The sequence below is a fragment of the Streptomyces sp. SID8352 genome, from assembly GCF_009862265.1.
Taxonomy (GTDB): Bacteria; Actinomycetota; Actinomycetes; order Streptomycetales; family Streptomycetaceae; genus Streptomyces.
Genome location: NZ_WWGX01000065.1, coordinates 1 through 24,473, shown reverse-complemented (window position 1 = coordinate 24,473; position 24,473 = coordinate 1). Strand labels below are relative to the sequence as shown.

Sequence of the window (24,473 nt, the reverse complement as noted above, 5' to 3'; positions counted from 1 at the left end):
GCGATGGCGGTGGCGGTGGCCGGGTGGGGACACCCCGCCCGGACGGCCGGAGCCGGTGCCCGCTCGGACGGTCGGCGGTGGCCGCGGCCGGAGGCAGGGGCACCCGGGCCAGGGTGGGGCGCCGTAGGAGCGGGTGCCGCACGGGCGAAGCACCGGACGGGCGGGTTGATACCCCCGGGCCGGGCACCGCACGGGCGGCCGGCGGGAAGGCCCCGCCCGGAGCGGCGGAACCGGCAGCCGGGGCGCGGTGCCGCACGGGGCCACTCGGAACCCGTTCCACGGTGGACACGGCGGACCGGAAAGAGCCCGATCGGCGATAACCTGACGCCTGATCAGTTCATATGCTCAGGGGGGAGCACCGCATGGCCGTCGCCATGTACCAGGCCGTCCGGCTCGCGCGCAGGAACAAGGAGCGCCAGGAGCGGCTGGACCTCCGCCGCAGGAAGCTCGACCGGCACATCGCGCAGGAGAGTGGGGCCCAGCAGGAGCGGCGGCAGACCACGTACGACCGGGCCCTGGTCCCCTTCCGGACGGCCTTCGAGCAGCTCAAGCGCATCGACCTGGCCGAACTGGCCCCGGTGGCCCCGATCGGCAGCACCCCGGCCGACGTGGAGCTGCGGGAGCTGCGGCAGCTCGCGGTGTCCGTCGTCGGCTCGCTCGTCGGCGGCGGAGCCGTGGGGGCGGGCGTCGGCGCGGGCGTGGGCGCGGCCACCTACATGGCCGTCGGCGCGTTCGCCACCGCGTCCACCGGCACCGCCATCTCCGGTCTCTCCGGCGCCGCCGCGAGCAGCGCCACCCTGGCCTGGCTGGGCGGCGGTTCGCTCGCGGCGGGCGGCGGCGGCATGGCCGCGGGCACCGTGGTCCTGGCGGCGGTCGTGGCCGTACCGGCCCTGGTCGTGGGCGGTGCCCTCCTGGAATGGCGGGGCCGCTCGTTCCGGGGGGACCAGGAGAAGGCCGCCGAAGTGCTGACGGAGGCGGAGGCCGAACTGACCGAGGCCCGCCGGACCCTGTCCGAGGTGTTCCAGCGCAGCCGGGAGGTCCGCCTCGTCCTCCGGGAGCTCTGCCTGGCCATGGAGGAACGGCTCCCGGCCTTCACCGCCCTGGTCACCGCCCACGACGACTACGGCGCCTACGACGCGCCGCGGCGGGCCCGGGTCAAGGAGGTCTTCGACCTCGCCTGCACGACGGTCACGGTGATGGGGACCCCGCTGACCGGGGAGGACGGCCGGGTCACCGAGCTGTCCGGCCGCGTCGTCGCGGAGGCCCGGTCCCGCCTCGCCGGACTGGCCCCGGCCGGGTGAAGCCCGCGCCGGGGCCCTTTCCTCCCCCGCACGCCCATCGCCCACCGCCCTTCGCGGAGGACGGCCGCGCTGCGAGGATGAACGGTATGACGATCATCAACGGGGATGTCGCGCCCGGGTTCGAGCCGGTCCGTGAGGCGTTCGCGGCGAACTTCGCCCGGCGCGGGGACATCGGCGCGGCCGTGTGCGTCTACCGGCACGGCCGACCGGTCGTCGATCTGTGGGGCGGCATCGCCGACTCCGGGACCGGCCGCCCGTGGACGCGGGACACCCTGCAACTGGTCTACTCGGCGACCAAGGGCGCCACGACGACCGCCGCGCACATGCTGGCCGAGCGCGACCTGCTGGACCTCGACGCCCCGGTGGCGTCCTACTGGCCGGAGTTCGCCGCGAACGGCAAGGCCGACATCCCCGTGCGCTGGCTGCTGTCCCACCGGGCCGGACTGGTGACCGTCGACGAACCGCTCCCACTGGCGGACGCCCTGGCCTGGGACCCGATGACGGCGGCACTGGCGGCCCAGCGCCCGCAGTGGACCCCGGGCACGGCCCACGGCTACCACGGCCGGACCTGGGGCTGGCTGGTCGGCGAGGTGATCCGCCGGGTCTCCGGCCGGACGCCGGGCCGCCTCTTCGCCGACGAGATCGCCGTCCCCCTCGGACTCGACTTCCACATCGGCCTGCCGGCGAGCGAACGCGACCGCGTCAGCCGCATGACGTACCGAAGCCCCTCCGTCGACCTGGCCACCCTCCTCGCCGAGGCCGACTCGGACGAACTGCGCGAGCAGGCCGCCGCCTGGCTCGACCCCGATTCGCTCAGCAACCGGGCCTTCGCCGTCACCGACCCCGCCGCCATCGACTTCGACTCCCCGGAGGTCCAGGCGGCGGAACTCCCCTCCTCCAACGGCATCGGCACCGCCCGCTCCCTCGCCCGCATGTACGCCGCGACCATCGGCGAGGTCGACGGCGTGCGGCTCCTCACCCCCGCGACCCTGGCCTCGGCGACCGCCGAACAGGCCGCCGGGCGGGACCGGGTGATGACGATCCCCAGCCGCTTCGGCACCGGCTACATGCTGCCCACCGACCGCACCCCCATGACCGGCCCGAACGCCTTCGGCCACACCGGCCGCGGCGGCTCCCTCGCCTTCGCCGACCCCGACCGCGGGCTCGCCTTCGGCTACGTCATGAACCACATCGTCAGCGGGCCGGACGACGAACGCGCGGCGGCACTGGTGGAAGCGGTACGGCAGTCCCTGACGTAACCGCCGGGGCCTTCCGGAGGCCGGAGGACCGCGTCGCGGCGACAGCGCGGCCGAGGGTGCGGCGACCTTCGGTGAGGTGCTCGGCGAGCCGGTGCCGCTCCAGCGCGAAGCCGAGGCGGAGAGGCGGGTCCGGAGGGCGGCGACGAAGAAGGCCGGCAACAGCCCGTCCCGCATGCCGCCGCGCCCTGCCCGAACAACAAAAGGGCCAGGTCACGAGTTGAGTGACCTGGCCTTTGCCGGAGCCGCCTTCGGGATTCGAACCCGAGACCTACGCATTACGAGTGCGTTGCTCTGGCCATCTGAGCTAAGGCGGCGCGCTGGGCGCACTGTGGTGCGATCAGCAACGTGCGTAAGTCTACACAGTCCCGCCGAGTGCTTCGTACCCGTTCCGGAGGGGGTGGTCAGGAGCAGGTCTTGGTGTCGGAGGGGGCCGTGCCGCGCAGCAGGTAGGTGTTGATCGTCGTGTCGACGCACTCGCTCCCGCGCCCGTAGGCGGTGTGGCCGTCGCCGTCATAGGTCAGGAGGCGGCCGGAGGAGAGCTGGCCGGCGAGGGCCTGGGCCCAGCGGTAGGGGGTGGCCGGGTCGCGGGTGGTGCCGACGACGAGGATCGGGGCGGCGCCGGCGGCCTCGATGCGGTGGGGCTCGCCGCTGTGCCGGACGGGCCAGTAGGCGCAGTTCAGGGAGGACCAGGCGAGGCCCTCGCCGAAGACCGGGGACGCCTTCCGGAAGTCGGGCAGGGCGTCGCGGACCTGCTCCGGGGAGGAGAAGGCGGCGGGGAGGTCCAGGCAGTTCACCGCGGCGTTGGCGTACATCAGGTTGCTGTAGCCGCCGTCGGCGTCGCGCTCGTAGTAGCTGTCGGACAGCATCAGCAGTCCGGCGCCGTCGTCCTCCTTCATCGCGGACGTCAGCGATTCACGGAGCTGCTGCCAGGCGCCCTCGTCGTACATCGCCGCGATGACCCCGGTGGTGGCCAGGGACTCGGTGAGCCTGCGGCCGTCCGCGTCGCCGGTGGGGACGGGCTTGGCGTCCAGTCGCCGGAAAAACGCCTTCAGGTTCCCGCCGACCTCCTCCGGCGAGGTGCTCCGGTCGCCGAGCGGGCAGTCGGACCGGCGCACGCAGTCCTTCGCGAAGGACCGGAACGCCGTCTCGAAGCCCTCCGTCTGCTCCAGGTTCAGCCGGCGCGCGGACAGCGAGGGGTCCATCGCGCCGTCCAGGACCAGGCGGCCCACCCGGTCCGGGAAGAGGCCCGCGTAGGTCGCCCCGAGGAAGGTGCCGTACGAGGCCCCGACGTACGTCAGCCTCTCGTCGCCCAGCACCGCCCGCAGGACGTCCATGTCCCGGGCCGCCTCCACCGTGGACACGTGGCGCAGCAGCTTCGGGGCGTCGGCGCCGCAGCCCTCCGCGAAGCCCTGGTACGCGTCCACCAGGCGGTCGACCTCGCGTTGGTCGTCCGGGGTGACGTCGGTCTCCGTGTACGCGTCCATCCTGCGGCCGTCGAGGCATTCGACGGGCTCGCTGCGGGCCACCCCGCGCGGGTCCACGGCGACCATGTCGTACTGGGCGCGGACCTTCGCCGGGTACCCGATGCCCGCGTACTGCTGGAGGTAGCCGATCGCCGAGCCGCCCGGGCCTCCCGGGTTGACCAGCAGGGAGCCGAGCCGCTCCCCGGGGCCGGTGGCCTTCCTGCGGGACACGGCGAGCCGGACGTCCCCGGCGGACGGCTCGGCGTAGTCGAGCGGCGCCTTCATCGTGGCGCACTGGAAGCCGGGCACACCACAGTCCCGCCAGCTCAGCTTCTGCGCGTAGTACGGGGCCAGGGCGGCGGAGGTGGCCCTCGGCAGCGGGCTGAGCGCCGGTGCCGCCGCCGTCGCGCCCGCCGGTTCGGCCGCCGAGCCGGCGGACGTCCGGCCTCCCTCGGCGGAGCAGCCGGTGGCGAGGAGCGCGGCGGCGAGGAGGAGGGCTCCGGTGCGTGCCGTGCCGGTACAGGTCCTGCGGTGGAAGCGCCGTGTGTGCATTCCGCGAGCGTAACGCTCCGCAGTGGATTGATCGCCGTGCGTCCACGTACGAGTTACCGCGGCGTCAACCCGGCGCCCGGTGTCCGCCGGGGGGATCCGGTGCCGTTCCCGCGGGCTTCGGAGGGCCCGGAGGGCCGCGGCTTCCCCGGAACGGCGCTCATTCCCGGGCGGTCGTCCCCCGCCGCCCGTCCCCGGGCGCCCGTCCGGCGCTGTTCCCGGCGCCCGTCCGGCGCTCGTTGCCAGGGCGCTCACCCCGCCCGCAGCGCCATCGTCATCGCCTCCACCGCGAGCAGCGGGGCCACGTTGCGGTCCAGGGCCTCGCGGCAGGCGCCGATCGCCTCGATGCGGCGCAGCGTGGCCTCCGGGGTGCCGCCCCGGGCCAGGCGCTCCAGGGCGTCCCCGGCGTCGGCGTTGGCGATGGCCACCCGGGAGCCGAGCTGGAGGGCCAGGACATCGCGGTAGAAGGCCGTGAGGTCGGTCAGGGCGAGGTCCAGGCTGTCGCGCTGGGTGCGGGTCCGGCGGCGCTTCTGCATGTCCTCCAGGTCCTTCATCACCCCGGCCGTGCCGCGCGGCATCCGGCCGCCCTGGGCGGCGCCGAGGGCGGTCCGGAGGTCCTCGGTCTCCTTGGTGTCGGTCTCCTCGGCCAGTTGCTTCGCGTCCGCCGCCGCCGCGTCGACCAGTTCCTGCGCGGCGCGCAGCGCGCCGCCGACGTCGTCGACGCGCAGGGGCAGCCGCAGCACGGTGGCCCGCCGCTCCCGGGCCGCCGGGTCGGTGGCCAGGCGACGGGCCCGCTCGACGTGGCCCTGGGTGGCGCGGGCGGCCTCGGCGGCGGCGGCCGGCTCGACTCCGTCGCGCCGGACGAGCATGTCGGCGACCGCCTCCACCGAGGGGGTGCGCAGGGTCAGGTGGCGGCAGCGGGAGCGGATCGTGGGCAGGACGTCCTCGACGGACGGGGCGCACAGCAGCCAGACCGTCCGCGGGGCGGGCTCCTCGACCGCCTTGAGGACGGCGTTGGCGGACTTCTCGTTCAGCCGCTCGGCGTCCTCGACGAGGATGACCTGCCAGCGGCCGTTCGCCGGGGAGGTGAACGACTTGCGGACCGTGTCCCGCATGTCCTTGACCAGGATCTCGGCGCCGACTGCGGCCACCGTGCTCACGTCCGCGTGGGTGCCGACCAGCGCCGTGTGGCAGCCGTCGCAGAAGCCGCAGCCGGGCACGCCGCCGAGCGCCCGGTCGGGGCTCACGCACTGCAGCGCGGCGGCGAAGGCCCGCGCCGCGCGGACCACCCCGGCGCCGGGCGGGCCGGTGAACAGCCAGGCGTGCGTCATGCTCGACGCCTGCGGGAGGGGGCCGTCGGCCGCGGCGGCGGTGACGAAGGCGTCGGCGTCCCGGGCAGCGGCGGCGAGCCGGTCGCTCACCCTCTCCTGCCCGACGAGGTCGTCCCATACGGTCATGGGTCACGCCGTCCTTCCGTCACGCTCGTGCTCGCTCCACCGCCCGGGGCACCACCGCCGGCGGCACGGCGCGCACCGGTCGCGCCGCGTCCCCCATTGTGCGGGTCGGCACCGACAGCGCGTGCCGACGGTGCCGGGCGTGCGGGGAGGGGCCCCGGAGCCCTCCCGCGACGCCGGTCACTCCCCGGCTCCGGTCACTCCCCGGCTCCGGTCACTCCCCGGCTCCGGTCACTCCCCGGCTCCGGCGGTCCCGGCCCCTCCGGTGCCGCCGACCGGCCGGGACGGGTCGGGCCGCTCCGGGCCCCGGCCCGGTGGCCGCGGCCACCGCGGGCGGCGTCCCCGTCCTCCGGAGCGCGGGAGAGCGCGGGAAACCTGCCCCGCGGACCCGACCTTCACGTACGAGCCGTTCCCAGCCCTGCCGTTCCCAGCCCTGCCGTTCCCGCCCGGCCTGCGGGCTCCGGGCTCCGGACCCCGGTCACGGCCGGGACCGGCCCCCGTCGGTCACGGTCGGCCCCCGCCCCGGCCCTTCCCGCCGCGGCCGCCGCCGCGCCGGTCGTCACCGTCGCCGTGGTGCTCGCCGCCGGGTCCGCCACGGGGCCCGCGGGGGCCGTCGTCGCCGTCGTCCCAGCGGTCGCCGCGCGGGCCGAGCAGTTCGTCCGCGAGTGTCGGGAGGTCGTCCAGCGGGGTCTCCTCCGCCCAGTCGGACCGCCGCCTGCGCGGGGGCGCCTGGTCGGGGTCGACACGGGGCAGCTCCCGGGTCCGGTCGTCGGGCCCGCGCGGCGCCTCGCCCCGCCGTCCCCCGGACGCGCCCTGGTCGCGGAAGTACCCCGGCGGCACCCGGTCGGCCGGGTCCTCCTCGCGCACCGCGGGCAGCACCGCCGTCTCGTCGGCCGCACCCGGCGGAACGGCCGGGAGCACCCTGGTCTCGTCCTCGTCGCGCGGTGTCACCGCGGGCAGCACGGCCGTCTCGTCGGCCGCGCCCGGCGGCACCGGCTTCGGCAGCTCCGCCGTCACCTCGGACTCGGACGGCCGCCCGCCCCGGGCCGGGCCGCCGCGCCCGTCGGCGCGGTCGTCCCGCACCGGCCGCAGCACCGCCGTGTCCTCCGACGAACCGCCGGGCTCCCCGGTCCTCCCGGGCGGCGCGACGAGCGGCGTCTCCTCGGTCACCGCGTCCGCGCCGGGCGGCGTCGCACGCCGGGCGGGAGCCGCCGGGGCACGGCGCGGGCCGTCCGCCGCGGCGGGTGCGGCGGAGCGGGGGCCGACCGCGGCGGCGGCCGCCGCCCGCTCGGCCGCGCGCCGCGCCGCCTCGGCGCGCAGCAGGGCCTCCTCGGCCTTGCGCTGCTTCTCCAGGCGCAGGGCCTCGGCCTCCGCCCGCAGCCGCGCCTGCTCCTCGGCCTCCTTGCGGAGCCGCTCGCGTTCGGCCTCGCGGCGGGCCTCCTCCTCGGCGCGGGCCTTCTCCTCGGCCAGCAGCCGGGCCCGCTCCTCCTCGGCGCGCCGGTGCGCCTCCTCGGCCCTGCGGCGGGCCTCCTCGGCCTGGCGCTCGGCCTCCCGGCGCTGGGCCTCCTCCAGTTCGCGCCGCTTGCGCTCCTCCTCCTCGGCGCGCAGCCGCTCCTCCCGCTCCAGGCGCTCGCGCTCCAGGCGCTCCTCCTCGGCCTTGCGGGCGGCCTCCTCCTCCGCCTTGCGGCGGGCCTCCTCCTCGGCGCGGGCCTTCTCCTCGGCCAGCAGCCGGGCCCGCTCCTCCTCGGCGCGCCGGTGCGCCTCCTCGGCCCTGCGGCGGGCCTCCTCGGCCTGGCGCTCGGCCTCCCGGCGCTGGGCCTCCTCCAGTTCGCGCCGCTTGCGCTCCTCCTCCTCGGCGCGCAGCCGCTCCTCCCGCTCCAGGCGCTCGCGCTCCAGGCGCTCCTCCTCGGCCTTGCGGGCGGCCTCCTCCTCCGCCTTGCGGCGGGCCTCCTCCTCGGCCTTGCGCCGTGCTTCCTCCCGGGCCCTGATCTCGGCCTCGGACAGCGGCAGCATCCGGTCCAGCCGGTCCCGTACGGCGGCGCCCACGGCCTCCGGCTCCTGGCCCGCGTCCACCACGAGGTAGCGCCCGGGGTCGACGGCGGCCAGCGTGAGGAAACCGGACCGCACGCGCGCGTGGAACTCGGCGGGCTCGGACTCCAGCCGGTCGGGCGCCTCGGTGAACCGCTCGCGGGCGGTCTCCGGGGAGACGTCCAGCAGCACCGTCAGGTGCGGCACCAGGCCGTTGGTCGCCCAGCGGCTGATGCGGGCGATCTCCACCGGTGACAGGTCGCGCCCGGCGCCCTGGTAGGCGACCGAGGAGTCGATGTAGCGGTCGGAGATGACCACGGCGCCGCGCTCCAGGGCGGGCCGCACCACGGTGTCGACGTGCTCCGCGCGGTCGGCGGCGTACAGCAGCGCCTCGGCGCGGTGCGAGAGCCCGGCGCTGGAGACGTCCAGCAGGATGGACCGCAGCCGTATGCCGACCGGGGTCGCGCCGGGCTCGCGGGTGAGGACGACCTCGTGGCCCTTGTCCCGGAGCCACTGGGCGAGCGCTTCGGCCTGGGTGGACTTCCCGGCGCCGTCGCCGCCCTCCAGGGCGATGAAGAAGCCGTTCGGCGCGATCCGGGGCTCCGGGTCGTCACCGCCGAGCAGCGCGTCCCGCAGGTCGTGCCGCAGCGGCACGCCGGAGCGGTCGTCCACCTTGGCGAGGACCAGGGCGGCCACCGGCAGCAGCAGCGCGCCGACCAGCATCAGGGTGAAGGCGGCGCCGCCGTGCGCGAAGACGAACCTGCCGTTCTGCAGGCGGTGCGGTCCGATGCCGGCGGCGGCCGCGGGCGCGGTGACCACGGCGAGCGCCACACAGACCCGGACGACCGCGTGCAGGTGGCCGGTGGTGCGCGCGCGGCGCCGGTCCTCGGTCTCCTGGTCGAGCAGCGCGTGCCCGGTGTTGGCGGCCACGCCCGCCGCCACGCCCGCCAGCAGCAGGAGCAGCAGCACGGTGGTGACGTCCGGGACGAGGCCGGCGGCCAGCAGGGCGGCGCCGACGACGGCGACGGCCAGGGCCAGCAGCCGCCGCCGGGACAGCGCGGGCAGCAGGGCGGGGGCGGTGCGGATGCCGACGACGACGCCGCCGGTCAGGGCGCCCGCCATGAGCCCGAACAGCACCGGGCCGCCGCCCAGGTCGATGGCGTGCGGCGCGGCCACGGCGACCGCGGCGGCCACGGCGGCGGCGGTCACCGCGCAGGCGGCCACCAGCAGCGGAAGGGCTCCGGTGCGGCCCCTGTCGGCGACGGCCCGGCCCTTGGGCCCGGTCTCGGCCGGGTCCTTGGGGCGGCGCAGCCCCTCCAGCGGCGACCGGGGGCGCGGGGTGCCGCCGGGCAGTTCCAGCGCCGCCACCACGGACAGGGAGGCGGCGAACAGTCCCGCCGCGACGTACGAGCCGAGCGCCGCCTGGTGGACGGAGAACCAGTCCACCGCGGTGCCCAGCAGGTTGTTCAGCAGCCCGGCGACGACCAGGGCGGCGGCGGCCAGCGGCACCGCGACGAAGCCCGTGCGCAGCCAGAGGCGGTCCAGGGCGCCCAGGTGGTCGGGGAGCGGGCGGACGGCCGCGCCCTCGGGGGGCGGGGCGGGCAGCAGCCCGGGCGCGGCGCCGTCCCGGCACACCGTCCAGAAGCGGTCGGCCGCGCCGGTGACGAAGACGGTGACCAGGAGGAGCACCACCGCGTTGCCGGGCGTCCAGTCGGTCCACAGGGGGGCGATGATCAGCAGCGCGGCGCGCAGTCCGTCCGCGCCGACCATGGTCCACCGGCGGTCCAGCGGGCCGCTCGGCGCGGTGAGCGCCGTGAGGGGACCGAGCAGGACGGCGCCGAAGAGCAGGGTCGTGAGGACGCGGACGCCGAACACGGCCGCCACCGCGAAGGCCATGCTCCGGTAACCGCCGCCGAGCGCGTCCGTGCCGACCGAGGCCTGCACGGTGAGGACGACCAGCACCAGGAGGGCGAGGATGTCGCCGACGCCTCCCACGAACTGTGCGCTCCACAACCGCCGCAACTGCGGCCGGCGCAGCAGGGCGCGGACGGCACGCTCGCGGGAGTCCGCGACCAGGGTCTCGTCCGGAGTGGGGTCGGGGGCCGTTGGCTGCTCGGCTCGGGTCATGCGTTCAGCCTATCGGGCCGCGCCGACGGTCCGGCCGCACGGCCGAGCGCGCGAACGCCCCGGCACCCAGGGGTTTTCTCCCGGGGCCCACCGCGGGGCCGCGGGCCCGCCAGGGCCGTCCTCGGCGCCGCCGTCCCCCGCGGGCGCGCCGTGCCGCCGCTCCGGGCGGCGGCGCGGCGCGGCCTCGTGCCCGAGCGCCACCGGCCCCGTCCGGGCAGGCCGGAGCGCGCCGAACCCGGGCGGACGGGGCCCGGAAGGAGACGCCCGGGGAGGCGGGCGTTCGCCCGGCGGACGGCGCGCCGGACGCCGGAACGGGGTCCGTGGGGGCGCTGCCCCGGGCCGGAGCGGGACCCCTGGGCCGATGTCCCGGGCCGGGGCGGACAGCCCCGGCCCGTTCGATCCGGGCCGGAACGGAACCGATCCGGGTCCGGGGCATCCGGGACGATTCCGGGACGCGTGTCCGGGTTCGGGTCCGGGATCATTCCGGGTCCGGTCCGGGTCCAGGCGGATCAGGGACCACCGGACGCCGGGTCCCGGCGGGATCCGCACGGGCCCGGCCGCTCCGGATCGCTCCCGGTCCGGACCCGGCGGCCGGGCCAGGGCCGGTCCTGCGCCCGCGACCGGGCCGGGGTCAGTCCTCCGACGTCTTGGCGGCGGCCCCGGTGGCCGCCCTCTTCGCCGCGGCCGTCCCCGTGGCGGTCTTCTTCGCCGCCGTGGTCTTCTTGGCCGCCGTGGTCTTGGCCGCGGTCGTCTTCTTCGCCGCCGTCTTCTTGGCCGGGGCCTTCTTCGCGGGCGCCTTCTTCGCCGTCTTCTTGGCGGGCCCCTTCGCGCGCTTCTCGGCCAGCAGCTCGAAGCCGCGTCCGGGCGTGATCTCCTCGACGCTGTCGCCGGAGCGCAGGGTCGCGTTGGTCTCGCCGTCGGTGACGTAGGGACCGAAGCGGCCGTCCTTGACCACCACCGGCTTCCCGCTGACCGGGTCGGCGCCCAGCTCCTTCAGCGGCGGCTTGGCCGCGGCCCGGCCGCGCTGCTTGGGCTGGGCGTAGACGGCCAGCGCCTCGTCCAGCGTGATCGTGAAGAGCTGGTCCTCGGACTGGAGGGACCGCGAGTCCGTGCCCTTCTTCAGGTACGGGCCGTAGCGGCCGTTCTGGGCGGTGATCTCGACACCCTCGGCGTCGGCGCCGACGACGCGCGGCAGCGACATCAGCCGCAGGGCGTCGTCCAGGGTCACCGTGTCCAGGGTCATCGACTTGAACAGCGAGGCCGTCCGCGGCTTCACGGCGTTCTTGCCGGTCTTGGGGGTGCCGTCGGGGAGCACCTCGGTGACGTAGGGGCCGTAGCGGCCCTTCTTGGCGACGACGGCGTGGCCGCTGACCGGGTCGGTGCCCAGCTCGCGGTCGCCGCTGGGCTCGGCGAGCAGCTGCTCGGCCAGCTCGACGGAGAGCTCGTCCGGGGCCAGGTCGCCGGGGATGTCGGCGCGCCGGTGCTCCTCGGTGTCCTTCTCGCCCCGCTCGATGTACGGGCCGTAGCGCCCGACGCGCAGGACGATGCCGTTGCCGACGGGGAAGGACGACACCTCGCGGGCGTCGATCGCGCCGAGGTCGGTCACCAGCTCCTTGAGGCCGCCGAGGTGGTCCCCGTCGCCGTTGCCCGCGTCGGCCGCGCCGCTGTCGCCCCTGGCCGGGGTGGAGCCGGGGGCCTCGCCGAAGTAGAAGCGCCTGAGCCACGGCACGGCCTGGGCCTCGCCGCGGGCGATGGCGTCGAGGTCGTCCTCCATCTTGGCGGTGAAGTCGTAGTCGACGAGCCGCCCGAAGTGCTTCTCCAGGAGGTTGACCACGGCGAAGGAGAGGAAGGACGGGACGAGCGCCGTGCCCTTCTTGAAGACGTAGCCGCGGTCCAGGATGGTGCCGATGATCGACGCGTACGTCGAGGGGCGGCCGATCTCCCGCTCCTCCAGCTCCTTGACCAGCGACGCCTCGGTGTAGCGGGCCGGGGGCTTGGTGGCGTGGCCGTCGACCGTGATCTCCGCGGCCCGCAGCGCGTCGCCCTCGCCGACCTGCGGCAGCCTGCGCTCGCGGTCGTCCAGCTCGGCGTTCGGGTCGTCGGCGCCCTCGACGTACGCCTTGAGGAAGCCGTGGAAGGTGAGGGTCTTGCCGGAGGCGCTGAACTCGACGTCCCGGCCGTCGGCCGCCGTGCCGCCGATGCGGACGGTGACGCTGTTGCCGGTGGCGTCCTTCATCTGGGAGGCGACGGTCCGCTTCCAGATCAGCTCGTACAGCCGGAACTGGTCGCCGGTGAGCCCGGTCTCGGCGGGCGTGCGGAAGCGGTCGCCGGAGGGGCGGATCGCCTCGTGCGCCTCCTGGGCGTTCTTGACCTTGCCCGCGTAGGTGCGCGGCTGGGCGGGCAGGTAGTCGGCGCCGTAGAGCTGCGTGACCTGGGCGCGGGCGGCGGTGACGGCCGTCTCGCTCAGCGTCGTCGAGTCCGTGCGCATGTACGTGATGTAGCCGTTCTCGTACAGCTTCTGGGCGATCTGCATGGTCGCCTTGGCGCCGAAGCCGAGCTTCCTGGACGCCTCCTGCTGGAGCGTCGTCGTGCGGAACGGGGCGTACGGCGAGCGGCGGTACGGCTTGGACTCGACGGAGCGGACGGCGAAGTCGGTGCGCTCCAGCGCGGCGGCGAGCGCGCGGGCGTGCGCCTCGTCGAGGTGCAGGGTGTTCGCGCCCTTGAGCCGGCCGAGCGAGTCGAAGTCGCGGCCCTGCGCCACCCGGCGGCCGTCGACGCTCTGCAACCGCGCGACCAGCGACGACGGGTCGGACGCGTCCCCGGCGCGGCCCGTGGCGAAGGTGCCGGTCAGGTCCCAGTACGCGGCGGAGCGGAACGCGATGCGCTCCCGCTCCCGCTCGACCACCAGGCGCGTCGCCACGGACTGCACCCGGCCGGCCGACAGGCGCGGCATGACCTTCTTCCAGAGGACCGGAGAGACCTCGTAGCCGTAGAGGCGGTCGAGGATGCGGCGGGTCTCCTGGGCGTCGACGAGCTTCTGGTTGAGCTGGCGCGGGTTGGCGACGGCGGCCCGGATGGCGTCCTTGGTGATCTCGTGGAACACCATGCGCTTGACGGGGATCTTCGGCTTGAGGACTTCCTGGAGGTGCCACGCGATGGCCTCGCCCTCGCGGTCCTCATCGGTGGCGAGGAAGAGTTCGTCGGAGTCCTTCAGCAGGTCCTTGAGCTTCTTGACCTGGGCCTTCTTGTCGGCGTTGACGACGTAGACGGGCTGGAAGTCGTGTTCGACGTCCACGCCGAGCCGACGGACCTCGCCGGTGTACTTCTCGGGCACCTCCGCGGCGCCGTTGGGAAGGTCGCGGATGTGCCCGACGCTCGCCTCGACGACGTAACCGGGCCCGAGGTAGCCCTTGATCGTCTTCGCCTTGGCAGGCGACTCGACGATGACGAGTCGGCGGCCGCCGTTCGCGGTCTCGCTGGTCGGGGACAACTTCGCTCTTCTCTCCGGTCGGCGCTGCGGCCCCGTCCCGGGCAGTGCTCCCGGGGCGGGTCGTGATGCTGTTCGGTCGTGACGCTGCGGAGTGTGACGGTACCTCCCGCCCCCGTGTCAAACGGGAAAAGCCCGCAACGGCCACTCGAACGGTAACCCGACGAAGCCCGATCCTGCCGCCCGGAGTGCCCACCGTTCCGGCGTGTGCATCCGGAGCGCGGGCTCCCGATTGCCCCGGCCCCGCCGTCCGCGCCGCCCGGAACCGGTGCCTCAGCCGCGCGTCAGGCACCACACCCCGGCGGCCAGGGCGGCCACGGAGACGAGGCCCGCGACGGCCGCCGACGCCCCCGGGCCCACCCCCAGCGCGACCGGCCGCCCCTGCCGCACCTGGGTCGTGGTCCATGCCAGCAGCCCCGCCCCGAACAGGGCGAACACCGTTCCCGTGAAGATCGCCGGCCCGCTCTCCATGACTCCGCGCCTCCTTCCCGCCGCCCGTCCGTACGCGGCCTCCGCGAGGCTGGCACGCGCGGACGGCGGGCAGGCGAACCCGGGGTGAACGCCGGGCCGCCGACGGTGCCGCCCGGCGGTGGCGCGGCGGCGCGGGGGACCGGACGGGCGGGCGGGGGCGCCTACGCGGGTTCGAGGAAGCCCTGCTCCACCAGGAGCCGGATCCGCGCCGGGGTGCGGTCACGCAGCGCGACCGGGTCCTCGCCCAGGAGCTGCGCGATGGCGTCCAGGATGCGCCCGGCGCTCATGGTGCCGTCGCAGACGCCCGCGAAGCCGGCGGTCACCGTGTCCACCCGGGCGGCCCGGCGCATGCCGCGGTTCTGGCGCAGGACGACGTGCTCGGGATCCTCGGCGCCGGGGAGCCCCACCTGTTCCTGGACGACCTCGGCGGCCAGCGTGAAGGACGACTCCAGCAGGGCCGCGTCGTCGTGCGCGCGCAGATGGTCCAGGCGGTCGAAGTGCGCGCGGACCGTCTCGCCGAGCGGCTGCTCGACCGGGTGCGGCCACTCCTCCACCAGGACGGAGGGCACGGCGGCCGGTGTCCGGCGCAGGGTGATCCAGCCGAAGCCGACGGCCCGGACGCCGCGCGCCTCGAACTCGTCCAGCCACGCGTCGTAGCGCTCCCGGTACGCGGACTCGTCGCCCCGGTGGTCACCGGCGTCGCGGAGCCACAGCTCGGCGTACTGCGTGACGTCCTGCACCTCGCGCTGCACGATCCAGGCGTCGCAGCCCGCTGGCACCCAGGAGCGCAGCCGGTCCGTCCACTCCTCCCCCTCCACGTGCTCCCAGTTGGCGAGGAAGTGCGCGAAGCCGCCCTCGTCGAGGTGCCGTCCCGCCTCCCGCACGAGCGAGCGGCACAGCTCGTCCCCGGCCATCCCGCCGTCCCGGTAGGTGAGACGGGCGCCCGGGGAGATGACGAACGGCGGGTTGGAGACGATCAGGCCGTACGTCTCCTCCCCCACCGGCTCGAACAGCGAGCCCTCCCGCAGCTCGGCCGGGCGCGCGCCGGACAGCGCCAGGGTGAGCGCGGTGATGTGCAGCGCTCGCGGGTTGACGTCGGTGGCCGTCACCCGCCGGGCGTGCGCCGAGGCGTGCAGCGCCTGGATCCCGGAGCCGGCGCCCAGGTCGAGGGCGGAGGCGACGGGGGTGCGGACGGTGAGCCCGGCCAGCGTCGTGGAGGCGCCGCCGACGCCGAGCACGACCCCCTTCTCGCGGATGCCGACGCCCCCGGCGCCGCCGACCGCGCAGCCGAGGTCGGACACGATGTACCAGTCCTCGCCGCCGGGCCCGCCGTACGGCCGGACATCGGCGGTGGCCGCCAGCCGGCCGTCCCTGGGGACCAGCCAGCCGCCCTCCAGGCAGTCGTCGACGGGCAGCACCCCGGCGAGCCGCGCGCGGGGCACCGCGCCGCGGAGCAGGAAGAGGCGGACGAGCAGTTCCAGCGGCGTGTCGCCGCGGGTGGCCCGGAGGGCGGGCACGGTCTCGCCGCGTGACAGGGCCGCGTAGGCGGGGGCGCCGAGCAGCTCCAGCAGTCCGTCGGCGGTGAAGGACGCGCCGAGCAGGGCGTCCCGCAGCCGTGCGGCGACGTCGGTGCGGTCGGCGGAGGGCAGGGGGGAGAGGCTGGCGTTACTCACGCCCCCATTGTCACCCGCGCGGGGGCCCGCGCCCGGCGGATCCGGCACCGGCCCGGGCGGCGGGTGGTGGGGCCGGGCGGGACGCGGGCGGGACGGTGCCGGAGCCACGGCGGGGCCGGGTGCCGCCGGGCCGTCGGGGGCGGGCACCGACGGGGGCGGTACCTGGACGGCACCGAGGGCGCGTCCCTGGGGAATTCGCCCGGGATGTCGTCCGAGGTGCCGCTCCCGGAGCTGCGCCCGGCGTGCCGCGCCGCCCGGTCCGGCGCGCGACGGCGCGCGACGGCGCGCGCCGGTCCATGGCGGCGGGCGGTGGTGCGCGGCGCCCGGCGGTGGTGCGCGCCCGCCCGGCGGCGCGCAGGCCGGGCGCGGATCAGCCCGCGGCCGTCCCGGCGGCCGACGGCGAGGCGGACTGGCAACTCGGCTGCTTGGCCATGGCCCTGCCGACGTCGCCCTCCTCCAGGTTCTTCAGCGCGTCGCTGCTGGACCTGCTGAGCTTGTTCAGCTCGGTGGCCACGTCCTTGAGCCCGTCGGCGAACTTGCCCTGGTCCTTGGTGTCGAGGGCCTCCACCTGCTTGCGCAGGGACGCGTACGACGCCGAGAGCCCGTTGAGTTCCTTGACGGCGTCCTGCTGCTTCTTCTCGCCGTCGTCGACGTTCGGCGGGCCGGCCTTCCGGACCGCGTCGGCCATCGCCCCGTAGGCGTCGGACATGTCCTGGAAGGCCTTCGCGTCGGTCTTCTGGACCTCCGCCGGCGTGCTGTTGTCCGAGGTCTCCTTCTGGATCGCGGCGTTGGCGCCCTCGATCTTCTTCGCCTGCGGCTGCACCGCGTCGCAGACCTGCTCGGCCCAGGAGTCCAGCTTCTCGTTGCCGTCGTCGCCGCCGCACCCCGTCAGCGCCAGTACCAGTACCGCACCGCCGGACAGCGCGGCCGCGAGCTTCTTGTTCACCGGATTGGTCCCTTCCATGGCCCTCGGCCCCGGAACATACACGCCGGACGGGGGACACCCGAGGGACGTGCATCCGCTACGACCGTTATTGAAGCCATTTGCACCAAGCGAGAGAAGGCTCACGGTGACCCGCTCCCCGGCCCGGCCCCTGCCGTTCCGACGGCCGGACACCCCGTCAACGGGTGTGCACCACAAGCCCCTTGACCCCGCGTCCGCCGCTACCCCGGTCCGCCACGCTACGAACCAGGCCCCCCTCCGGCCGACTTGACCCCCGGGCCGTCCCCGCCGTCCAGCACGGCACCGCGCCGCTTCGACACGTACACCGCGCCCGCGATCACGAGCAGGGCGACGACCGCGACCGACACCCGCACCCCCGTGCTCCGGTCGGCGCCGTAGGAGAACTTGACGACCGTCGGCGCGATGAGCAGCGCCACGAGGTTCATCACCTTCAGCAGGGGGTTGAGGGACGGGCCCGCGGTGTCCTTGAAGGGATCGCCCACGGTGTCGCCGATGACGGTGGCCGCGTGCGCCGCGCTCCCCCTGCCGCCGTGGCGGCCGTCCTCCACGAGCTTCTTGGCGTTGTCCCAGGCGCCGCCGGAGTTGGCGAGGAAGACCGCCATCAGCGTGCCCGCGCCGATGGCGCCCGCCAGGAACGCCCCGAGGGGACCCACCCCGAGCGTGAACCCGACGAAGACCGGCGCCAGCACGGCGAGCAGCCCGGGGGTGGCCAGCTCGCGCAGGGCGTCGCGGGTGCAGATGTCGACGACCCGCCCGTACTCCGGCCGTTCCGAGCGGTCCATGATCCCGGGCCGCTCCCGGAACTGCCGCCGTACTTCCATGACCACGGCCCCGGCCGACCGGGACACCGCGTTGATCGCCAGCCCCGCGAAGAGGAACACCACCGCCGCGCCCGCGATCAGCCCGACGAGGTTGTTGGGCTGCGAGACGTCCATCGTCAGCGTCAGTGGCGCCCCCTCGCCGCCGAGCCGTTCGCCCACCTCGCGCGCGCCGGTGGTGAGGGCGTCGCGGTACGAGCCGAACAGCGCGGAGGCGGCGAGCACGGCGGTGGCGATCGCGATGCCCTTGGTGATCGCCTTGGTGGTGTTGCCGACCGCGTCCAGCCCGGTGAGCACCCGGGCGCCCGCGCCCCGCACGTCGCCGGACATCTCGGCGATGCCCTGGGCGTTGTCGCAGACCGGGCCGAAGGTGTCCATCGCGACGATCACCCCCACCGTGGTGAGCAGCCCGGTGCCGGCCAGCGCCACCGCGAACAGCGCCAGCGTGATCGACGCCCCGCCGAGCAGGAACGCCCCGTAGACACCGAGCCCGATCAGCAGGGCGGTGTACACCGCGGACTCCAGCCCGAGCGAGACCCCGGCCAGGACGACCGTGGCGGGGCCGGTGAGGGAGGCCCTGCCGACGTCCCGCACGGGCCGCCGGGCGGTCTCGGTGAAGTAGCCGGTGAGCCGCTGGATCAGGGCGGCGAGCACGATGCCGATGGCCACCGCCACGAAGGCGAGCACCCGTGGATCGCCGCTCCTGGTCAGCACGTCCGCCTCGGTGACGCCGGTGAGGGCGGCGTACGAGTCCGGGAGGTAGACGGACACGGCGATGCCCACCAGCACCAGCGAGGCCCCGGCGGAGACGAGGAACCCCCGGTCGATCGCGCTCATGCCGCCGCGGTCGGAGCGCCGGGGCGCCACCGTGAGGATCCCCGCCATGGCCGTGAGCACGCCGATCGCCGGGACCAGCAGCGGGAACGCCAGGCCGGCGTCCCCGAAGGCCGCCTTGCCGAGGATCAGGGCGGCGACCAGGGTCACGGCGTACGACTCGAAGAGGTCGGCCGCCATGCCCGCGCAGTCCCCGACGTTGTCGCCCACGTTGTCCGCGATGGTCGCGGCGTTGCGCGGGTCGTCCTCCGGGATGCCCTGCTCGATCTTCCCGACCAGATCAGCCCCGACGTCGGCGGCCTTGGTGAAGATGCCGCCGCCGACCCGCATGAACATCGCGATCAGCGCGGCGCCCAGGCCGAAGCCCTCCAGCACCTTCGGCGCGTCGGCCGCGTACACCAGCACCACGCATGAGGCGCCGAGCAGGCCGAGCCCCACGGTGAACATGCCGACGACGCCACCGGTGCGGAAGGCGATCCTCATCGCCCGGTGCGCGACGGGGGCGGGGCCGGCCGCCTCCGTCCCGGGCGCCCCCGGTGCCGGTGTGCCCGCTCCGGGGGCGCCCGGCCCGCCTGTGCCCGGCCCGGGTGCGGTCGGCCCGTCTGCGGCCGGCCCGTCTGCGGCTTCCGGGGCGCCCGTCGTCCGGGCCGCCTCCCGCGCCGCCGCCGCGACCCGGACGTTGCTGCGGACGGCGAGCCACATGCCGGTGTATCCGGTGGCCGCCGAGAACGCCGCTCCGACCAGGAAGAAGACCGACCGTCCGGCCCGCTGCCCCCAGCCGTCCGCGGGCAGCGCCAGGAGCAGGAGGAACACGGCGACGGCGAAGACGCCGATGGTGCGCGACTGCCGGGTCAGAAAGGCCTCGGCGCCCTCCTGGACCGCCGCCGCGATCTCTCTCATGCGCGCGGTCCCCTCGTCCGCGGCGAGCACCTCGCGCAGCAGGATCCCCGCGACGACCAGTGCGGCCAGCGCGACGACCGCCACCGCGACGACGAGGACGCGGTTGCCGCCGGTCAGCACCGCCGCCGCGAGGGCCGCGGGGTCGCCCAGCGGGCGCGGTGGGGAAAGCTCCGCCATTCGTCCTCCGGGCGCCGGGCCTGGCCCGGGACCGCGGACGGGCCCCGGGCACCGGAACCGGGACGCGGCGGGCGGCCACGACGGGCGAGCGTGGCACGCGGCCACGACGGGACGGCCGCGACGGGCGGCCCCGGCGGACCGCCACGGCGGGCGGCGGACCGGGGACCGGCCCACTGGCCCGGGATTCCACGGGCAGGCTAAGGTCCCGCCACCACCGGTTCCGGGCGACCGGGCGGGCCGTTCACGCGAACGGCGGGTGCCGGGTGGGGGCGGTGCTGGTCGTCTGGGCCCGGGGCCGCCTTGATCCGGGGTCGCCTTGATCCGGGGTCGCCTTGATCCGGGGGCCTGATTCGGGGGCCGCCCTGCCCGAGGAGCCTCCTCGGCCCGGGGCCGGCCAAGGCCGAGCGTGCCCGACCCGGAGGTCCGCCTGCCCGGGGTCCCCGCCCGAGGGAGCCGCTATGTCCTGGGCCGTCCCCTCCCAGGCTCCCTGCCACCGCCTCCCTGCCACCGGGCTCAGGGCCACACAAGGCGGGGGCGCTCGGACGCACGAGAGCGACAGGTGGCCCGTGGCGAATCCCGGTGCGCCACGGCACGCCGACGGGGTGACGCACGGGGTGCGCCGCCCCGGCCTCGGGCGCGTGGGACTCGGGCACGTAGGGCTCGGGCGCGTGGGCCGGAGGGCCGCAGGAGGCGCGGCGGGAACTGCGCGCACTGCCGCCGACCGCGGGCCCGGTGGGTGCGGGAACGAGTGGACCCCGTATCCCGTGGCCCCTGCGGGGGGGGAGACAGGTACGTCCGGAGGTCCGGGAACGTTGCTCGCGGGCTCGGCCCGCAACGCTTGAGGAAGCCGGACGCATCCGGGAGTGTCCCGCTGCGGGAGACAGTGTGCCCGGCCGGGAGGACCCTCCGCGCGCGGCGGGCTCCGCGTCCGGGAGCGCCCGGGGAGGCCAGGCACCCGCAGGCGGCCCCGGACCCCGTCAGGGCCTCGTCAGGCCCCGCCGGGCCTTCGCGCGTGCCGTCAGACCGTCGGCAGCGGCGGGGGCGCGGTCGGCCAGGTCATGCGGATCAGCCCGCCGTCCTCGTCGGCGGTGACCTTGACGTCGTCGACGAGGCCGCTGATGACCGCGAGGCCCATCTCGTCCTCCTCGGTCTCCGCGTCCCCTTCGGCGGCGCCCGGCGCCCCGGCCGCGGTGCTCGCGTGGGGGGCCTCGTCGCCGACCTCGATGGAGAACTGCTTCTCGTCCTCGATCAGCACCACCTTGACGGGCGCGGTGATTCCGCCGTTCCGGTGAAGACCCACCGCCCGGCTGCACGCCTCGCCGACGGCGAGCCTGACCTCGTCGAGGACGGCCTCGTCCACCCCGGCCCTGCGTGCCACCGCTGCCGCCACCAGGCGGGCGGTACGGACGTGCTCGGGCAGCGCGCTGAAGCGGAGTTCGACGGTGGCCATGCATCCCCCTCGGAACTAGGGCGTGCGATGTCGAAGGGCCGGGCCGCCGACAGCCCGGCCCCTCCTTGCTCGCTCGGCCCCGGGCACACGGCCCGGGGGCCGGTCGTCAGTCGGTGGCCGCCACCGCTTCCTCGACCGAGGTGTGGATCGGGAACACCTTGGTGAGGCCGGTGATACGGAAGATCTTGAGAATGCGCTCCTGGTTGCAGACCAGGCGCAGCGAGCCCTCGTGGGCACGCACCCGCTTCAGTCCGCCGACCAGCACGCCGAGCCCGGTGGAGTCGAGGAAGTCCACGCCCTCCATGTCGACGACGAGGTGAAAACTCCCGTCGTTCACCAGCTCGACCAGCTGCTCACGCAGCTTGGGCGCGGTGTATACGTCAATTTCGCCACCGACCTCGACGACCGTACGATCGCCGACGGTACGGGTCGACAGGGACAGGTCCACGGATCCTCCAGCACCTTGCTATCGAGCGGTCGTCCCTCGGGACACCTCGGCTTGAAGCCCCCAGGACGGTTCGCCAGCCGCGATGGCATTCAATCACTTACCGGCAGGCGTGCACGACGCCTTGGTCCCATTGTCCGTCACGCCAGTGACACACTCGATGCCGATGGCCGAGAATCACCGATCCGATCACCCCCCGGCGGGGCCCGTGTCCCGGCCGGATCCGGACACCGTCCTGGCCCGGCTGGCCGCGGGACCGAGCCGGGCTGCGCGCATCACTCATACGGAGCACCTGCCCCCGCGCGCGGGTCGTCATGCCGTCTGGCCGGAACGGATTCGCCCCGAAGTGATCGCCGCCCTGCACACCGCGGGTATCGAACACCCCTGGGCCCACCAGGCACGGGCCGCGGAACACGCCCTGGACGGCGAGTCCGTGGTCGTCGCCACCGGCACCGCCTCGGGCAAGTCCCTGGCCTATCTGGTACCGGTCCTCTCGGCCCTCCTCCAGGGCTCCGAGGCGCCGAACGGACGGGGCGCGACCGCGCTCTACCTGGCCCCGACGAAGGCGCTCGCCGCCGACCAGTGCCGCGCCGTACGGGAACTCGCCCGACCGCTGGGCACATCCGTTCGACCGGCCGTGTACGACGGCGATACTCCGTTCGAGGAACGCGAGTGGATCCGCCAGTACGCCTCCTATGTCCTGACCAACCCGGACATGCTCCACCGGGGCATCCTCCCCTCCCACCCCCGCTGGTCCTCCTTCCTGAAGTCGCTGAAGTACGTCGTCATCGACGAGTGCCACACCTATCGCGGCGTCTTCGGCTCCCATGTGGCCCAGGTGATACGCCGCCTGCGCCGGCTGTGCGCCCGCTACGGCGCGGCACCGGTGTTCCTGCTCGCCTCCGCCACCGCCGCCGAGCCCTCCACGGCCGCCGGACGGCTCACCGGGCTGCCCGTGGTGGAGGTCGCCGACGACGCCTCCCCCCGGGGCGACCTGGTGTTCGCCCTCTGGGAGCCGCCGCTGACCGACCTGGCGGGCGAGCGGGGCGCGCCGGTCCGCCGCACCGCCACCGCCGAGGCCGCCGACCTGCTCACCGACCTGACCGTGCAGGGCATGCGGTCGATCGCCTTCGTCCGCTCCCGGCGCGGCGCCGAGCTGATCTCCGTCATCGCCCAGGAGCGGCTCGCCGAGGTCGACCGCTCGCTGACCCGGCGCGTCGCCGCCTACCGCGGCGGCTACCTCCCCGAGGAGCGCCGCGCCCTCGAACGCGCCCTGCACTCCGGCGAACTCCTCGGCCTCGCGGCCACCAACGCCCTGGAACTCGGCGTCGACATCTCCGGCCTGGACGCCGTGGTGATCGCGGGCTATCCGGGGACACGGGCCTCCCTGTGGCAGCAGGCGGGGCGCGCGGGGAGGTCCGGGCAGGGCGCCCTGGCGGTGCTGGTCGCCCGGGACGACCCCCTGGACACGTTCCTCGTCCACCACCCCGAGGCACTGTTCGACCAGCCCGTGGAGTCGACCGTCCTCGACCCCGACAACCCTTACGTGCTCGCCCCGCACCTGTGCGCGGCGGCGGCCGAACTGCCCCTGACCGACGAGGACCTGACGCTGTTCGGGCCCGCCGCCGGCAAGCTGCTGCCCCAGTTGGAGGAGGCGAAGCTGCTGCGCCGCCGCACCCGCGCCTGGCACTGGACGCGCCGGGAGCGCGCCGCCGACCTGACGGACATCCGCGGGGAGGGCGGACGCCCGGTCCAGGTCGTCGAAGCCGCGACGGGCCGACTGCTGGGCACCGTGGACGCCGGGGCCGCGCACACCACCGTCCACGAGGGCGCCGTGCATCTGCACCAGGGACGCACCTACCTCGTCCGCTCCCTGGACCTGGAGGACTCCGTCGCCCTGGTCGAGGCCGCCGCGCCCCCGTACTCCACCGTGGCCCGCGACACCACCGCCATCTCCGTCCTGGAGACCGACACCGAGGTGCCCTGGGGCGACGGCCGCCTCTGCTACGGCTCCGTCGAGGTGACCAACCAAGTGGTCTCCTTCCTGCGCCGGCGCCTGATCACCGGCGAAGTCCTGGGCGAGACGAAGCTCGACCTCCCTCCCCGGACACTGCGCACCCGCGCCGTCTGGTGGACGGTCACGGAGGACCAACTCGACGCGGCCCGGATCAACCCGGAGATCCTCGGCGGCGCCCTGCACGCCGCCGAGCACGCGTCGATCGGCCTGCTCCCCCTGTTCGCGACCTGCGACCGCTGGGACATCGGCGGCGTCTCCGTGCCCCTGCACCCGGACACCCTGCTGCCGACGGTCTTCGTGTACGACGGCCACCCGGGCGGGGCGGGCTTCGCCGAGCGCGCCTTCCACACCGCCCGCGACTGGCTCACCGCCACCCGCGAGGCCATCGCCTCCTGCGAGTGCGACGCCGGCTGCCCGTCCTGCGTCCAGTCCCCCAAGTGCGGCAACGGCAACGAACCCCTGCACAAACGGGGAGCCGTCCGCCTCCTCACGGTCCTGCTGCGCGGAGCCGCCGGGCCCGTCAACGGGGCGGCCCGGACGACCGCGGCGCCGCCGGACATGCCGACGAACGGGGCCCCTGGGGCTCCCGGGGTGACTGCCGGGGACGCGGCCACGGACGCGGCCGGGCGAGCCCGTACGGTCGCGGGGGCGGACGCGGCCCCGGGGCCCGGTACGCGGACGGCAACGTCGGCGCCCACGGAGGCGGACGGGGAGCCGGCGCCGGGCACGGACGTCGAGCCCGGCGCCGGACGGGACGCGGAGACGGACCCTGGGGATCCCGAGACGGGGATCGGGGCGGAGATCGACGCGGGGATCGGGGCTGAGGTCGGGGCGGACACGGAAGCGGAGACCGACAGGGGGGCGATGTAGACGGCGGAACCGGCCCTCCCGGAATCAAGCCCGCCCCCGCTCCCCACCATCGGTTTCCCCGCATCGAGGTCACCCCTCCGACCTTCCGACCCCACCGGGCCACCGGGCCACCGGGCCACCGGGCCACCGGGCCACCGGGCCACCGGGCCACCGGGCCACCGGGCCACCGGGCCACCGGGCCACCGG

13 protein-coding genes and 1 tRNA gene are annotated in these 24,473 nt (G+C 75.5%); 3 read left to right on the top strand and 11 right to left on the bottom strand.

Translation table 11 applies throughout. From position 1 onward, the window contains the following. Positions 1-362: 362 nt before the first annotated feature. Together GTY84_RS20605 and GTY84_RS20600 are read left to right on the top strand one after the other, a co-directional pair. Positions 363-1,301, top strand: coding sequence for a hypothetical protein (locus GTY84_RS20605; protein ID WP_161227790.1), 939 nt, complete (start codon positions 363-365; stop codon positions 1,299-1,301). An 86-nt stretch (positions 1,302-1,387) separates the two neighbouring features. Further along, entirely contained in the window at positions 1,388-2,560 is a 1,173-nt protein-coding gene (locus GTY84_RS20600; RefSeq protein WP_161227789.1) for a serine hydrolase domain-containing protein, read from the top strand. A gap of 240 nt (positions 2,561-2,800) precedes the next feature. Here GTY84_RS20600 and GTY84_RS20595 read toward each other — a convergent pair. From GTY84_RS20595 to bldG, 11 genes are all read right to left on the bottom strand, one after another. Beyond that, positions 2,801-2,874 (bottom strand) — tRNA-Thr (locus GTY84_RS20595). An 87-nt stretch (positions 2,875-2,961) separates the two neighbouring features. Then, complete coding sequence (locus tag GTY84_RS20590; protein ID WP_161227788.1) at positions 2,962-4,575, bottom strand: alpha/beta hydrolase; 1,614 nt, start codon at positions 4,573-4,575, stop codon at positions 2,962-2,964. Between the two features lie 248 nt (positions 4,576-4,823). Continuing rightward, positions 4,824-6,029 carry a DNA polymerase III subunit delta' gene (locus GTY84_RS20585; RefSeq protein WP_161227787.1) on the bottom strand — a complete coding sequence of 402 codons (1,206 nt, stop codon included), beginning with the start codon at positions 6,027-6,029 and terminating at the stop codon, positions 4,824-4,826. Between the two features lie 501 nt (positions 6,030-6,530). Further along, positions 6,531-10,181 carry a dTMP kinase gene (tmk, locus tag GTY84_RS20580; protein WP_161227786.1) on the bottom strand — a complete coding sequence of 1,217 codons (3,651 nt, stop codon included), beginning with the start codon at positions 10,179-10,181 and terminating at the stop codon, positions 6,531-6,533. A 631-nt stretch (positions 10,182-10,812) separates the two neighbouring features. Beyond that, positions 10,813-13,671, bottom strand: a complete 2,859-nt coding sequence (topA, locus tag GTY84_RS20575) for a type I DNA topoisomerase (protein WP_161227785.1) — start codon at positions 13,669-13,671, stop codon at positions 10,813-10,815. 270 nt (positions 13,672-13,941) lie between these two features. Next, positions 13,942-14,139, bottom strand: a complete 198-nt coding sequence (locus GTY84_RS20570; RefSeq protein WP_161227784.1) for a hypothetical protein — start codon at positions 14,137-14,139, stop codon at positions 13,942-13,944. 161 nt (positions 14,140-14,300) lie between these two features. Next, positions 14,301-15,812, bottom strand: a complete 1,512-nt coding sequence (locus tag GTY84_RS20565; protein ID WP_161227783.1) for a methyltransferase — start codon at positions 15,810-15,812, stop codon at positions 14,301-14,303. A 370-nt stretch (positions 15,813-16,182) separates the two neighbouring features. Next, positions 16,183-16,776 (bottom strand): small secreted protein, encoded by a 594-nt coding sequence (locus GTY84_RS20560; protein ID WP_161227782.1) that lies wholly within the window; start codon positions 16,774-16,776, stop codon positions 16,183-16,185. Between the two features lie 218 nt (positions 16,777-16,994). Further along, on the bottom strand, positions 16,995-19,505 hold the full coding sequence (locus GTY84_RS20555; protein ID WP_237532464.1) for a sodium-translocating pyrophosphatase: 2,511 nt from the start codon (positions 19,503-19,505) through the stop codon (positions 16,995-16,997). 1,018 nt (positions 19,506-20,523) lie between these two features. Beyond that, positions 20,524-20,955, bottom strand: coding sequence for an ATP-binding protein (locus GTY84_RS20545; protein ID WP_161227781.1), 432 nt, complete (start codon positions 20,953-20,955; stop codon positions 20,524-20,526). 106 nt (positions 20,956-21,061) lie between these two features. Further along, positions 21,062-21,403, bottom strand: a complete 342-nt coding sequence (gene bldG / locus GTY84_RS20540; RefSeq protein WP_003975386.1) for an anti-sigma factor antagonist BldG — start codon at positions 21,401-21,403, stop codon at positions 21,062-21,064. A gap of 82 nt (positions 21,404-21,485) precedes the next feature. Here bldG and GTY84_RS20535 point away from each other — a divergent pair, with 82 nt between their 5' ends. Next, positions 21,486-24,287, top strand: a complete 2,802-nt coding sequence (locus GTY84_RS20535; RefSeq protein WP_237532462.1) for a DEAD/DEAH box helicase — start codon at positions 21,486-21,488, stop codon at positions 24,285-24,287. Positions 24,288-24,473: the final 186 nt, after the last annotated feature.

What these genes read in the sequence shown, in the direction of transcription:
- GTY84_RS20555 (WP_237532464.1), bottom strand. Translation starts at nt 19,505, where the DNA reads ATGGCGGAGCTTTCCCCACCGCGCCCGCTGGGCGACCCCGCGGCCCTC.
- tmk (WP_161227786.1), bottom strand. Translation starts at nt 10,181, where the DNA reads ATGACCCGAGCCGAGCAGCCAACGGCCCCCGACCCCACTCCGGACGAG.
- GTY84_RS20560 (WP_161227782.1), bottom strand. Translation starts at nt 16,776, where the DNA reads ATGGAAGGGACCAATCCGGTGAACAAGAAGCTCGCGGCCGCGCTGTCC.
- GTY84_RS20570 (WP_161227784.1), bottom strand. Translation starts at nt 14,139, where the DNA reads ATGGAGAGCGGGCCGGCGATCTTCACGGGAACGGTGTTCGCCCTGTTC.
- GTY84_RS20585 (WP_161227787.1), bottom strand. Translation starts at nt 6,029, where the DNA reads ATGACCGTATGGGACGACCTCGTCGGGCAGGAGAGGGTGAGCGACCGG.
- GTY84_RS20590 (WP_161227788.1), bottom strand. Translation starts at nt 4,575, where the DNA reads ATGCACACACGGCGCTTCCACCGCAGGACCTGTACCGGCACGGCACGC.
- GTY84_RS20545 (WP_161227781.1), bottom strand. Translation starts at nt 20,955, where the DNA reads ATGGCCACCGTCGAACTCCGCTTCAGCGCGCTGCCCGAGCACGTCCGT.
- GTY84_RS20535 (WP_237532462.1), top strand. Translation starts at nt 21,486, where the DNA reads ATGGCATTCAATCACTTACCGGCAGGCGTGCACGACGCCTTGGTCCCA.
- GTY84_RS20600 (WP_161227789.1), top strand. Translation starts at nt 1,388, where the DNA reads ATGACGATCATCAACGGGGATGTCGCGCCCGGGTTCGAGCCGGTCCGT.
- GTY84_RS20605 (WP_161227790.1), top strand. Translation starts at nt 363, where the DNA reads ATGGCCGTCGCCATGTACCAGGCCGTCCGGCTCGCGCGCAGGAACAAG.